Annotated in this window: 12 protein-coding genes; all 12 read left to right on the forward strand. The window is 71.2% G+C overall.

Annotated elements, in window-relative coordinates; all coding sequences use genetic code 11:
* The first annotated feature begins 1 nt into the window (after window position 1).
* The 12 genes from folC (at window position 2) to proB (ending at window position 12,472) form a co-directional block, all read left to right on the forward strand.
* Window positions 2–1,480 (forward strand): bifunctional tetrahydrofolate synthase/dihydrofolate synthase, encoded by a 1,479-nt coding sequence (gene folC / locus FFT09_RS18145; protein WP_138383427.1) that lies wholly within the window; start codon window positions 2–4, stop codon window positions 1,478–1,480.
* A complete protein-coding gene (locus FFT09_RS18150) occupies window positions 1,477–1,854 on the forward strand; it encodes a DUF4233 domain-containing protein (RefSeq protein WP_024875870.1) in 378 nt (125 codons plus the stop codon). The genes folC and FFT09_RS18150 overlap by 4 nt, the downstream gene beginning before the upstream one ends.
* A gap of 201 nt (window positions 1,855–2,055) precedes the next feature.
* On the forward strand, window positions 2,056–2,466 hold the full coding sequence (ndk, locus tag FFT09_RS18155) for a nucleoside-diphosphate kinase (RefSeq protein ID WP_024875869.1): 411 nt from the start codon (window positions 2,056–2,058) through the stop codon (window positions 2,464–2,466).
* A gap of 117 nt (window positions 2,467–2,583) precedes the next feature.
* A complete protein-coding gene (locus FFT09_RS18160) occupies window positions 2,584–3,501 on the forward strand; it encodes an ABC transporter ATP-binding protein (protein ID WP_138383576.1) in 918 nt (305 codons plus the stop codon).
* On the forward strand, window positions 3,498–4,331 hold the full coding sequence (locus FFT09_RS18165; protein WP_081194992.1) for an ABC transporter permease: 834 nt from the start codon (window positions 3,498–3,500) through the stop codon (window positions 4,329–4,331). Before FFT09_RS18160 ends, FFT09_RS18165 begins: the two co-directional genes overlap by 4 nt.
* Window positions 4,332–4,334: 3 nt before the next feature.
* Window positions 4,335–5,189, forward strand: a complete 855-nt coding sequence (locus FFT09_RS18170; protein ID WP_024875866.1) for an ABC transporter permease — start codon at window positions 4,335–4,337, stop codon at window positions 5,187–5,189.
* A 39-nt stretch (window positions 5,190–5,228) separates the two neighbouring features.
* Window positions 5,229–5,483, forward strand: a complete 255-nt coding sequence (locus FFT09_RS18175) for a hypothetical protein (protein ID WP_081194994.1) — start codon at window positions 5,229–5,231, stop codon at window positions 5,481–5,483.
* Between the two features lie 514 nt (window positions 5,484–5,997).
* Entirely contained in the window at window positions 5,998–9,042 is a 3,045-nt protein-coding gene (locus FFT09_RS18180; protein WP_138383428.1) for a translation initiation factor IF-2 N-terminal domain-containing protein, read from the forward strand.
* A 141-nt stretch (window positions 9,043–9,183) separates the two neighbouring features.
* Complete coding sequence (gene rplU, locus FFT09_RS18185; RefSeq protein ID WP_024875863.1) at window positions 9,184–9,498, forward strand: 50S ribosomal protein L21; 315 nt, start codon at window positions 9,184–9,186, stop codon at window positions 9,496–9,498.
* Window positions 9,499–9,513: 15 nt separating this feature from the next.
* Window positions 9,514–9,771, forward strand: a complete 258-nt coding sequence (gene rpmA, locus FFT09_RS18190) for a 50S ribosomal protein L27 (protein ID WP_024875862.1) — start codon at window positions 9,514–9,516, stop codon at window positions 9,769–9,771.
* A 114-nt stretch (window positions 9,772–9,885) separates the two neighbouring features.
* Window positions 9,886–11,370: a GTPase ObgE gene (gene obgE / locus FFT09_RS18195; RefSeq protein ID WP_138383429.1), complete on the forward strand. Its 1,485-nt coding sequence runs from the start codon at window positions 9,886–9,888 to the stop codon at window positions 11,368–11,370.
* Window positions 11,363–12,472 carry a glutamate 5-kinase gene (proB, locus tag FFT09_RS18200; RefSeq protein WP_081195000.1) on the forward strand — a complete coding sequence of 370 codons (1,110 nt, stop codon included), beginning with the start codon at window positions 11,363–11,365 and terminating at the stop codon, window positions 12,470–12,472. The genes obgE and proB overlap by 8 nt, the downstream gene beginning before the upstream one ends.
* The last annotated feature ends 299 nt before the right edge of the window (window positions 12,473–12,771 follow it).

Genomic DNA, 12,771 nt, shown 5'->3' on the forward strand with positions numbered 1-12,771 from the left:
CGTGCCGTCCGACGACCAGGAGTTTCCCCCCGAGCTCTCGGAGGGGGACAACTTCATCGCGGGCCCGTTGCCGGACGACGAGTCCGAGGCCGAACCGGTCGACGAGGCCGCGATCGACGCGCGGGCCCGGCGCGAGCTGCTGGCCGTGGAGGCCGAGCTCGACCGCCGGTGGCCCGAGACGAGGATCGAACCGTCGTTGACGCGGATCACGACGCTCACCAACCTGCTCGGCGACCCGCAGCGGGCCTACCCGGTAATCCACGTGGCCGGGACCAACGGCAAGAGCTCGACGGCCCGCATGATCGAGGCGCTGCTCACCGGGCTCGGACTGCGCGTCGGGCGGTACACGAGCCCGCACCTGCAACTGGTCACCGAGCGCATCAGCATCGACGGCGCCCCGATTCCCGCCGAGACCTACGTCAACACCTTCGCCGACGTGGCGCCGTTCGTGTCGATGGTGGACAGCGGTTCCGGCGAGGACGAGCCCAAGCTGAGCAAGTTCGAGGTGCTGACGGCGATGGCCTTCGCCGCGTTCGCCGACGCCCCCGTCGAGGTCGCGGTTCTGGAGACGGGCCTGGGTGGCCGGTGGGACGCCACCAACGTCGCCGACGCCCAGATCTCCGTGATCACACCCGTCGGCTTCGACCACACCGACTACCTCGGCGACGATCTCCGGTCGATCGCGGGGGAGAAGGCCGGGATCATCAAGTCCGGCGGGGTGGCCGTGCTGGCGGAGCAGCAGCCCGACGCGGAGCGGGTGCTGCTGGAACGGACCGTCGAGGTCGACGCCATGGTGGCGCGGGCGGGCAGCGAGTTCGGTGTGCTGGGTCGCGACATCGCCGTGGGCGGGCAGCTGCTGAAGCTGCAGGGGCTCGGCGGTGTCTACGACGAGATCTTCCTCCCGCTGCACGGTGCCCACCAGGCAGCCAACGCGGCGCTCGCGCTGGCCGCGGTGGAGGCGTTCTTCGGCGCGGGCAAGGATCGCAAGCTGGTGGAGGACGTGGTGCGCGAGGCGTTCGCCACGGTCGCCACCCCGGGCAGGCTCGAGCACGTGAAGGCCGCGCCGACCGTGCTGCTCGACGCCGCCCACAATCCGCACGGGGCGGCCGCGCTCGCGAGCACGGTGGACGAGGAGTTCGCCTTCCGCAGGCTCGCGGCCGTCGTCGGGATCATGGCCGACAAGGACGCCGAGGGCATCCTGACGGCGCTCGAACCCGTGGTCTCGGACGTCGTCGTCACCAGCAACTCGTCGCCGAGGGCGATGCCGGTCGACGAGCTGGCCGCGCTGGCGGTGCGCGTGTTCGGCGAGGAACGGGTCACCGTGGAGCCCCGCCTCGACGCGGCCGTCGAGAACGCGATCGCGCTCGTGGAGCAGACCGACGACCCCGAGGAACCCATCTCCGGGGGCGGTGTCCTCGTCACCGGTTCGGTCGTCACCGCGGGCGAGGCTCGCACGTTGTTCGGCAAGGAGCCCGCATGAGCCAGCCGAAGGACCCGATGAAGGGTTTTCGCGGGGTGCAGGCCGGCACGCTGGTCCTCGAGGCGATCGTGGTCGGGCTCGCGCTTCCGGTCGTGGCACAGCTCGGCGACGGGTTGAGCAGCGTGCAGGGCTGGACGGTCGGTGGCATCGCCGTCGGCCTGCTGGTGTGCTGTGGTCTGCTGCGGTTCCCGTGGTCGATCTGGGTGATCCTGGCGCTCAACGCGGCCATGCTCGCGTTCGTGGTCAGCCTGCCGTGGGTGACCGTGATCGGCGTCGTGTTCCTCGCCGTGTGGGGCTGGCTGATGTGGCTGCGCCGCGACGTCGCGCGGCGCATGGCGGAAGGCCGTCTCCCCAGCCAGCAACAACCCGGGTAGCCGTGTCCGCAGTCTGTGTAGCCGTGTCCGCAGTCTGTGTGGTCGTGTCCGCAGACTGTGTAGCCGTGTCCGCACCCGGTGCATGCCCGTCTCGCGGGACAGGTCGTTAGGCTGCCTGCACCGGCTCCGTTCGCCGACCACCACTCGCGCGTCGAGCGCGGACCGGTTCCTGAACACGTCATCAGCGAAGGAGTAACGAACGTGAGTGAGCGCACGCTGGTCCTGGTCAAGCCCGACGGCGTCGAGCGCGGTCTCGTCGGCGAGGTCATCGCCCGCATCGAGCGCAAGGGCCTGACGCTGGCCGCCATGGACCTGCGCACCGTCGAGCGTTCGGTGGCCGAGGAGCACTACGCCGAGCACAAGGAGAAGCCGTTCTACGGCGACCTGCTGGACTTCATCACCTCGGGCAAGGTCGTGGCCATCGCGGTGGAGGGCCCTCGCGCCATCGCCGCGTTCCGGCAGCTCGCGGGCGGCACCGATCCGGTCGAGAAGGCCACGCCCGGCACGCTGCGCGGTGACTTCGCGCTGGAGACCCAGTACAACCTCGTGCACGGTTCCGACTCGCCGGAGTCGGCCGAGCGCGAGCTGAAGCTGTGGTTCCCCGACCTGTGACTCCCACCGGCCACCGCTGACCGGGCCGAGCCGCGGCCCCGGCCGGCGGTGGCCGCACAATTCGGTTTATTCCTGTCAGGGGGCTCTGGCAGGGTCTGTCTCGTGGCTGACGACGAGATGCTGGTTCGGGCGCAGGGGCTGCTCAAGCGCTTCGGCGAGTTCGAGGCGGTACGGGGGATCGATCTCCGGGTCCGCAGGGGAGAGGCGTTCGGCCTGTTGGGGCCGAACGGGGCGGGCAAGTCCTCCACCATGCGCATGATCGCCTCGACGTCGCCTCGTTCGGGCGGGGAACTCTCGGTGCTCGGCATGGACCCGGAGCGGGACGGGCCGCGCATCAGGGCGAGGCTCGGTGTGGTGCCACAGCAGGATCTGCTCGATCTCGAACTCACCGTGCGGCAGAACCTCCAGGTCTACGGGCGGTACTTCGGGCTGTCCCGGCCCACCGTGCGCGCGAAGGCCACCGAGCTGCTCGACTTCGCGCAGTTGACCGACCGCGCCGACGCCGAGGTGGAGTCGCTGTCCGGCGGTATGAAGCGCAGACTGGTCATCGCGCGCTCACTCGTGAACGACCCGGAGTTGCTGCTGCTCGACGAGCCCACAACGGGGCTCGATCCGCAGGCGCGGCATCTGTTGTGGGACAAGCTCTTCCGGCTCAAGTCCGAGGGCGTCACGCTGCTGCTCACGACTCACTACATGGACGAGGCCGAGCAGTTGTGCGACCGGCTCGTGGTGATCGACAGCGGGCGGATCGTCGCGGAGGGATCGCCCGCCGACCTCATCGCACGCCACTCGACCCGCGAGGTACTGGAGCTTCGGCTGCCTCCGGGGGAGCAGGAGGCAGCGGCCGTCACGGTCGCCGACCTCGGTGAACGTACCGAGGTCCTGCCCGACCGGGTGCTCGTCTACGCCGACTCCGGTGAGTCGGCGCTGGAGCAGGCGCACGCACGCGGCGTCCGCCCGGTGTCCAGTCTCGTGCGGCGCAGCACCCTCGAGGACGTGTTCCTCAGGCTGACCGGCAGGAGCCTGGTCGAATGACGACCACACGAACGCCCGAGCGGGCACGGCACCCGGTGCGCGACGAGGCCCACGCGGTCGGGGCGTGGCGAGGTGCCTGGCTGCGGGTGGAGGGCCTGTGGACGTGGTACCGCCGGTACTGGACCTCCAATCTGTACTCGTCCGGCCTGCAGCCGCTGCTGTACCTGCTGGCGATGGGGGTCGGCTTCGGTTCCCAGGTGCAGCGGGCGGCGCTGCCCTACGACGTGACCTACGTGCAGTACGTGGCACCCGCACTGCTGGTGGCCGGTGCTGTGCAGTTCGGGGTGGGTGAGTCGACCTACCCGGTGCTGTCCGGGTTCAAGTGGGAGAAGAGCTACCTCGCGATCACCGCGACGCCCGTGACGGCGGGCCAGGTCGTCGGCGGCCACCTGATCTGGGTGGGACTGCGGGTGACGCTGGCGGCGGTGGTGTACGCGGTGGTCGCCGCGTTCTTCGGAGCGTGGACGGGCGCCGGGGTGCTGGCCGCGGCCGTCGTCGGGATCGGAACCGGCCTGGCGTGCGCGGCTCCGATCACGGCGTTCACCGCCACCACGGACGACGACCAGCGGCTGGCGGCGCTGTTCCGCTTCGGTGTCATTCCCATGGTGCTGTTCGCCGGGACCTTCTTTCCCGTCGAGCAGATTCCGGTCGCGCTGCGGTGGCTCGCGTGGATCTCCCCGCTGTGGCACGGCAACGAACTCGCGCGCGGCGTGACGCTCGGTGGGCTCGACCTGCTGCCCGCACTCGGGCATGCGGCGGTGCTGGTGGCGTTGTTCGTCGTGGGCGGTGTGCTGGCCCGGCACTTCTTCTACCGACGGCTGGTGAGGTAGGCGATGGCGATCACCGACAGTGCGACACACCGGCAGAGCACCGTCCCGGCCCGGCGCCGGAGCGGGGTGTTGCTGCGGGTGCTGCCTCCGTCGCTCTATGCGGGACGGGCCAGTGCCCTCGTCGAACGCTCCGCCCTGGTCTACTCGCGCGCGTGGCTGGTGTTCGTCTCCGGCGTGTTCGAGCCGCTGTTCTACCTGCTGGCGTTCCGCGTGGGGTTCGGGCAGCTCGTTCCCGAGGTGACGGGACCCGGTGGCCAGACCCTGAGCTATGTGGCGTTCGTCGCACCGGCGCTGCTGGCGGCCTCGGCGATGAACGGCGCGGTCTTCGACGCCACCTTCGGTGTCTTCTTCAAGTTCCGCTACGACAAGACTTACGAGACCGCGCTCAGCACACCGTTGGGCCCGCTCGACATCGCTTTGGGCGAGATCGGCTGGGCCGTGCTGCGGGGCGGCATGTACGCGGTGTCGTTCTTCGGCGTGATGTGGGTGATGGGACTGGTCACCACACCGTGGGCCGTGCTCATCGTCCCGGTCGCGATTCTGGTGGCGTTCGCGTTCGCCGCGGTGGGCATGGTGTGCGCGACCCTGCTACGCACGCCGTCGCAGTTCGACTACGTGCAGCTCGCGGTGATGCCGCTGTTCTTCTTCTCGACGACCTTCTACCCACTGTCGGTGTATCCGGAGCCACTGCAGGTCGCCGTCCAGTGCCTGCCGCTCTACCACGGGGTCGAGCTGGCCCGCGGCTTCTCCGTCGGGGTGCTGGACTGGTCGATGGTCGGCCATGTGGCGTACCTGGTGGTGATGGCCTCGCTCGGCGTGTACGGGGTGGCACGGCGCATCGCCGGGCTGGTGCGGTGACACCGTCCGGGCCGCGGACATGATCCCTATACTGCGTCGATGCTGGCCTCGATCATCGCCGTGTCCGTTCTCGTCGTCCTCGTCGTCGGCGGCATCGTCCTGGTGGTGAAACTCGACTCGTGGCGGCCCTCCCGTGCCTTCAAGGCCCGCCATCCGCGGCTCTACCCCAAGGACGGTTGTCCCCAGTGCGGGCGGCGGCGGGTGACCACCGTGGTCTCGGACAACCGCCTCAACGGCATGAACGAGTGCCGGGCCTGCCGGTTCGTGTGGGATCCCGAGCGGTCCCTCCCGTAGCGGGGGTGTCGTAGGTCTCACCGGGCCGGCCGCCGTGCCCGTGCGCGTGTCGCGTGATCGCAGCGCCGCGGCACCGGGTACGAGCAGGTCAGCGACGGTTTGCCGGATGGCGGGCGGCCCCCGGGGCGGGTTCGTTGCCGAAGGCGAACGAGGACCTGACGCCGGTGTGGGATACTGGGTGTCGGTCGCCGGGCAGGCGTGGTCACCGACGTGGTGGCGAGGCTGCTCCGGGCGATCCGGCGATGTGCTGGGAGAACCCGCACGCTCGTCGCCGCCGCGCACACCCGGTGTCGGGCGGCTCGACGACGTGGCGACGCTTTGCAGGGCGTCGGGACTCGATCGGCGTGTCGTCGCGGGACCCGCCACCGACGGCGTGCCGGACACCGGCGCTGTGTCGCTGCGGTGGCATGACAGGCAAGGATTCCCGTCCCGGTGAGCACCACCGGGGCGGACACAACAGAGAACGGTCCCTGCGCGGCCGCGTGCCGAACGCGCCCGGGGGCGGAGGAGATGTATGTCGAACGCGGAGACACCCGCCGAGAACGCTGGCGGGACTACCGCCACACCCGCAGCTCGTGCCCTGGCCGATCTGCCGGACAAGACCAGAGTCCACCAGCTCGCCAAGGTGCTCGGCACCAGCAGCAGGGAGGTCCTGGCCACGCTGGCCCAGCTCGGTCACACGGCCCGCAGCCCGCAGTCGGGTGTGGCGAGGGAGGTGGCACTCCGGGTGGCGGAAACCCTGGGTGCGACGGGCGCCGAGCAGGGCGGGCAACCGCAGGATCCCACGCCTGAGCCCGCCACCGGCGCGGAGCCCGAGTCACAGCCGGAGCCCGAGAAGTCGGAGCAACCGCCGGGTCAGAAGAAGCGGGCGCGCACCCGCGCGGAGCGGCCCGCCCGGCCTGCCGACCGCCAGCCTGAGCCGACGCAGGAGGCCGGGTCCGCCGAGCCGGCCGAGTCGCCCGGCGCGGCGCCGGTGTTCGCGGCGCCGTCCCCCCTCTTCCTGCCGCCGGATCCGGTGACAAAGCCGACCGCGCGCCCCGCCGCCGCGAAGGACGAGGACGGCGCGGGCGCACCCGACCAGGAGGTCGGCACCACCACCACCACTAACACCGCCGACGGCGACGCCGGGCAGGACCGGAGCGGCGAGGACGATGACGGGTCCGACGGCGGGCGCCGCCGTCGTCGCCGGGGGCGTCGTGGCCGCGGCCGGGGCAAGGGCGGGGACGACACCGCCACCGACGAGCAGCAGGGCAAGCAGGCCGAGGCGACCCAGAGCGCGACCCAGAGCGACGAGAAGGCCGCGCCGGGTGAGGACGACTCGGGCGGGCAGCAGGAGGGTCAGGCCGCGAAGGACACGTCCGAGCAGGGCGGCTCCGGTGACAGCGATTCGGCCAGCAAGCGCCGCCGTCGCCGCCGTCGCCGCAAGAACGGTGACGAGGACGGGGCCGACAGCACGTCGTCGTCGGACGACCCGCCCAACACCGTGGTGCACGTACGGGACGGCAAGCAGGCGGACGAGAAGGCAGGCGAGAAGGCAGGCAAGGCCGAGGACGGCGTGCGCAGCGTGCGTGGGTCGACCCGGCTGGAGGCCAAGCGGCAGCGCCGTCGGGACGGCAGGGAGGCGGGCCGCCGCCGTGCGCCGATCCTGTCCGAGTCCGAGTTCCTGGCGCGCCGCGAGTCGGTCGATCGCACGATGGTGGTCGCGGAGCGCGGCGATTCCACCCAGATCGGCGTGCTGGAGGACGGCGTGCTGGTCGAGCACTTCGTCACGTCGGCGGGCAGCGGCTCGATCGTCGGCAACGTCTACCTCGGCCGGGTGCAGAACGTGCTGCCCTCGATGGAGGCCGCGTTCATCGACATCGGCCGTGGTCGCAACGCCGTGCTCTACGCCGGTGAGGTGGACTGGGACGCCGCCGGGCTGGAGGGCAAGGCGCGCAAGATCGAGCAGGCGCTGTCCACCGGTGACCACGTCCTGGTCCAGGCGACCAAGGACCCGGTCGGTCACAAGGGCGCGCGGTTGACCACGCAGATCTCGCTGCCCGGTCGATTTCTCGTGTACGTGCCCTCGGGCGGCGCGACCGGCATCTCCCGGAAGCTGCCCGAGAACGAGCGGCGCAGGCTCAAGGACATCCTCAAGCGCATCGTCCCCTCCGACGCGGGTGTGATCATCCGCACGGCCTCCGAGGGCGTCAGCGAGGACGAGCTCGACCGGGACGTGCGCAGGCTGAAGGCCCAGTGGGACGTCATCAAGGAGAAGGCCGACTCGGTCGGCAGCAAGAAGTCGGGCGCTCCCGCCCTGCTGTACGAGGAGCCGGACCTGCTGGTGAAGGTCGTGCGCGACCTGTTCACCGAGGACTTCGGCAAGCTGGAGATCCAGGGCGCCACCGCCTGGGAGACGATCCACTCCTACGTCGAGCACGTCGCGCCCGACCTGGTGGATCGCGTGAAGCGCTACGTCGGTCAGGGTGACGTCTTCGCCGACCACCGCATCGACGAGCAGATGACGAAGGCACTCGATCGCAAGGTGTGGCTGCCCTCGGGCGGGTACCTCGTGATCGACCGCACCGAGGCCATGACGGTCATCGATGTCAACACCGGCAAGTTCACCGGATCGGGCGGCAATCTGGAGGAGACGGTCACCAGGAACAACCTGGAGTCCGCCGAGGAGATCGTGCGCCAGCTGCGCCTGCGTGACATCGGCGGCATCATCGTGATCGACTTCATCGACATGGTGCTGGAGTCGAACCGCGAGCTGGTGCTGCGCAGGCTCACCGAGTGCCTCGGCCGCGACCGGACCCGCCACCAGGTCGCGGAGGTGACGTCACTGGGGCTGGTGCAGATGACCCGTAAGCGGGTCGGCACGGGGCTGCTGGAGGCGTTCTCCACCACCTGCGAACACTGCAAGGGCCGGGGCGTGCTCGTGTCGAGCGAGCCGCAGCGCGGTCACGGCCAGAACGGCCACGGTGGCCACAATGGCCACGGCGGCGGCGGTCAGGGCGGTGGCCAAGGCGGCCAGGGCGGCTCCCGGCGTGCGCGGAACAAGGCGAAGGCGGCGGAGCAGGAGGCGGCCAAGGCCGCCGAGGCGCCCGCGCCGACGCCCGAGCAGCGTGAGTCGGCGGTGTCGGCCGTGCAGGCCGTGGCCAACGCGTCCAAGGTGACGAACAAGGCCACCGACGCGGAGCCGGAGGCTGATCGGCCGAGCGAGGACACGCCTACCCGGTCGAGGGGACGGCAGCGCGTCACCCGCGAGACGTCCCCACCCGCCAAGCAGCGCAAGCGGGCCGACGCCGCGCCCACCGAGAAGCGGGAGGACGCTCCCGCTCCGCCCGCTCCTGCGGCGGAGCCCGCTCCGGCGGAGTCCACTCCTGCCGCTCCGGTTGCCCCCGCCGCTCCGGCCGAGCCGGCCGCTCCGGCTGCGTCGGCGGTGTCGGCCGAGCCGGCCGAGTCGGCTGCCCCGGTGCCCGCGACGCGGACCGCGACCCGGCGGCCCCGGCGGGCCGCCAGCAGGCCGGCGGGTCCGCCCGTGTCGGCACAGGACAACGGCGTGGCGGGCCACTGAGCGGACCGGCGCGGAACCCGGTGGTGGGAACGACCCCGGTGCGCCGCGCCGGGAACCGACTCAGTACCCTGTAAGGCGGCCCGCGCCCACGGCGGGTCGTCGCAGCCCCAAACCAAGTAGTCGAGTAATCAGGAGACTTCCGTGTCGGCGTATGCAGTCGTCAAGACCGGCGGCAAGCAGTACAAGGTCGCCGTCGGCGATGTCGTCGAGGTCGAGAAGCTCGACGGCGAGCCGGGCACCGAGCACACCCTTCCCGCCGTGATGGTGGTCGACGACGGCAAGGTCACGACGGGCGCCGACGCGCTGGCGAAGGTCTCGGTCACGGGCAAGGTCGTCGAGCAGACCAAGGGCCCGAAGATCCGCATCCACAAGTTCAAGAACAAGACCGGCTACCACAAGCGGCAGGGTCACCGGCAGCAGCTGACCCGCCTTGAGGTCACCGGCATCAACAAGTAAGGAACCTGACCAGCCATGGCACACAAGAAGGGCGCGTCCAGCTCTCGGAACGGCCGTGACTCCAACCCGAAGTACCTCGGCGTCAAGCGGTTTGGCGGTCAGGTCGTCAAGTCGGGCGAGATCCTCGTTCGGCAGCGCGGCACGAAGTTCCACCCCGGCGTGAACGTCGGCCGTGGCGGCGACGACACCTTGTTCGCGCTGGCGGCGGGCTCGGTGGAGTTCGGCACGAAGCGTGGCCGCAAGACGGTCAACATCGTGTCGGCCGAGGCCTGACCGGCCCGGACGGCACACGCTACTCACAACGAGGGACGGGCCCGGAACACATCCGGCCCCGTCCCTCGTTTTGTTGTGACAGGTGGACCCGGTGGTCCTGAGGAAGGCGGCACGATGGCATCCCGGTTCGTGGATCGCGCGGTGATTCATGTCGCCGCGGGCGACGGGGGCAACGGTTGCGCGTCGGTGCACCGCGAGAAGTTCAAGCCCCTCGGCGGCCCCGACGGCGGCAACGGCGGGCACGGCGGTGACGTGGTGCTGGTCGTGGATCCCGGGGTCCACACACTGCTGGACTTTCACTTCCGGCCGCACGCGCGTGGCGGCAGCGGTAAGCAGGGCCAGGGTGGGCACCGCAGCGGCGCGGCAGGGGACACGCTGGAGATGCGCGTTCCCGACGGGACCGTGGTGCTCACCGAGGACGGCGAGGTGCTGGCCGACCTGATGGGCGCGGGGACGCGGTTCGTGGCCGCACAGGGCGGCCGGGGCGGGCTCGGTAACGCCGCGCTGGCCTCGCGAGCGCGCAAGGCCCCCGGTTTCGCGTTGCTGGGCGAGCCCGGCGAGGAACGTGACCTGGTACTGGAGCTGCGCTCCGTCGCCGATGTCGGCCTGCTCGGATTCCCCTCGGCAGGCAAGTCGTCGCTGATCTCGGTGTTGTCGGCGGCCAAACCCAAGATCGCCGACTACCCCTTCACGACGCTGGTGCCCAATCTGGGTGTGGTCAGCGCGGGCGACCTCGTGTTCACCATGGCCGACGTTCCCGGCCTGATCCCCGGCGCGAGCGAGGGCAAGGGGTTGGGGCTGGACTTCCTGCGGCACATCGAGCGCTGTGCCGTGCTCGTGCACGTGGTGGACTGTGCGACCTACGAGCCGGGCCGCGATCCCGTGTCGGACATCGACGCGCTGGAGGACGAACTGGCCCGGTATACGCCCGCGCTCGGAGGCGAGCTGGCCTCGCGGCCCAGGGTCGTGGTGCTCAACAAGCTGGACGTGCCCGACGCCGCCGAGCTGGCGGAACTCGTGCGGCCGGACCTCGAAGCGCGAGGCTGGCGGGTGTTCGAGGTGTCCACGGTGGCGCACCGAGGACTGCGGGAGCTGACCTACGCGCTGGGTGAGATCGTCGAGGCCCACCGTGCCGCCCAGCCGCCGCCCACGCCGGCCAAGGTCGTGGTGACGCCGAAGGCGGTGGACGACGGCGGGTTCACGGTGGAGGCCGATCCCGACGAGGACGGCGCCTTCGTGGTGCGCGGGCCCAAGCCGGAACGCTGGGTGCGGCAGACGAACTTCGCCAACGACGAGGCCGTCGGTTACCTCGCCGACCGCCTGCACCGGCTGGGTGTCGAGGAGAAGCTGGCGAAGGCGGGCGCGACGCCGGGGTGCCCGGTCACCATCGGTGGCGTCACCTTCGACTGGGAGCCCTCCACCCCCGGCGTGGTCGGCACCCTCGCGGGCCGGGGCAGCGATCCCCGGCTGGCGGAGCAGGGCCGGGTGACCGCGGCCGAACGCAAGGAGGCGCGGCGGCTGCGCCGGGAGGGCACCGGAGACGTCGACGTGTCGGGGGAGCCCGGTGATCCCGGTACGTCCGGGAACGCCGATGAGTGAGGTCCGGCGTCGCCTCGCCGGGGCGGAGCGGCTCGTCGTCAAGGTGGGATCGTCGGCGCTGACCACGGCGGGAAGCGGACTCGACGTCGAGCGTCTCGACTCGCTGGTGGACGCGGTCGTCGGCCGGGTGAGGCGGGGTACGCAGATTGTGCTCGTGTCTTCGGGTGCCATCGGCGCGGGACTTGCCCCGCTGTCGATCAGCGCCCGGCCCAGGGACCTCGCGACCCAGCAGGCCGCCGCGAGTGTCGGTCAGCTCGCGCTGGCGCACGCGTACGCCGAGTCGTTCGGCCGCTATGCCCTGACGGTGGGACAGGTGCTGCTGACCTCCGACGACGTGGTGCGCCGCGCGCACTACCGCAACGCGCAGCGCACGTTCTCGCGGTTGCTGACGCTGGGCGCGGTGCCCGTGGTGAACGAGAACGACACCGTGGCCACCGAGGAGATCCGGTTCGGCGACAACGATCGGCTCGCGTCGCTGGTGGCCCATCTGATCGGCGCGGAGGGGCTCATTCTGCTGTCCGATGTGGACGCGCTGTACGACGGTGATCCCCGCGCGGGCGGGACCCGGCGGATCGCGGAGGTCCGTTCCGAGTCGGACCTGGCGGGCCTGGCCGTCGGCAGGTCCAGCTCGGGGCTCGGCACGGGCGGGATGATGTCCAAGGTGGCCGCCGCGCGGACCGCGGCGGCGGCGGGCATTCCCGCGCTCATCGCGTCGGCGGGCGAGGCGCCGTGCGCGCTCGGCGACGCGGCGGTCGGTACCGCGTTCACTCACGCGGCCACCCGGATGTCGGCCCGCCGGTTCTGGCTCGGGTACGCGGCGGGCTCGCACGGTCGCCTGCATCTGGACGACGGCGCGGTGGCGGCCGTGGTGGGGCGGCGGCGTTCCCTGCTCGCCGCCGGGGTCACCGGCGTCGACGGCGACTTCCAGGCCGGTGATGTGGTGGACCTGGTCGACCCGTCGCAAGCCGTGGTCGCGCGCGGGGTGGTGGCCTACGACGTCACCGAACTGCCCGACCTCATCGGCCGCTCGACCCGGGACCTTCCACCCGACCAGCGGCGCGAGGTGGTCCATGCGGACGACCTGGCGCCCCTGCCTCACTGACACCGTGTCCGCAGCCTGCGTAGCCGTGTCCGCAGGTTCTGTAGCCGTGTCCGCACTTCTCGTAGGCCGAAATCAGGTGGAGCCGTCCCGCCGCGTGGGCTAGGCTGCCCGTGTGTCCAGCCCTGAGGCGTCCAGACCCTGACCACCGGTCGTCATCGGTGGTGCTTTGTCCCGGTAGGTGAGTGCGCGTGTTGTCGTCCGCGCACGCCGCCCGCCGTGGCTCCCCGCGGCGACCGTGTCCGGTCGTTGTCCTTTTCCCGGTGATCGCCGCGCCGTCGCGCCGGTGATCATCGCGTTTT

It is taken from the genome of Saccharomonospora piscinae, from assembly GCF_005862235.1.
Taxonomy (GTDB): Bacteria; Actinomycetota; Actinomycetes; order Mycobacteriales; family Pseudonocardiaceae; genus Saccharomonospora; species Saccharomonospora piscinae.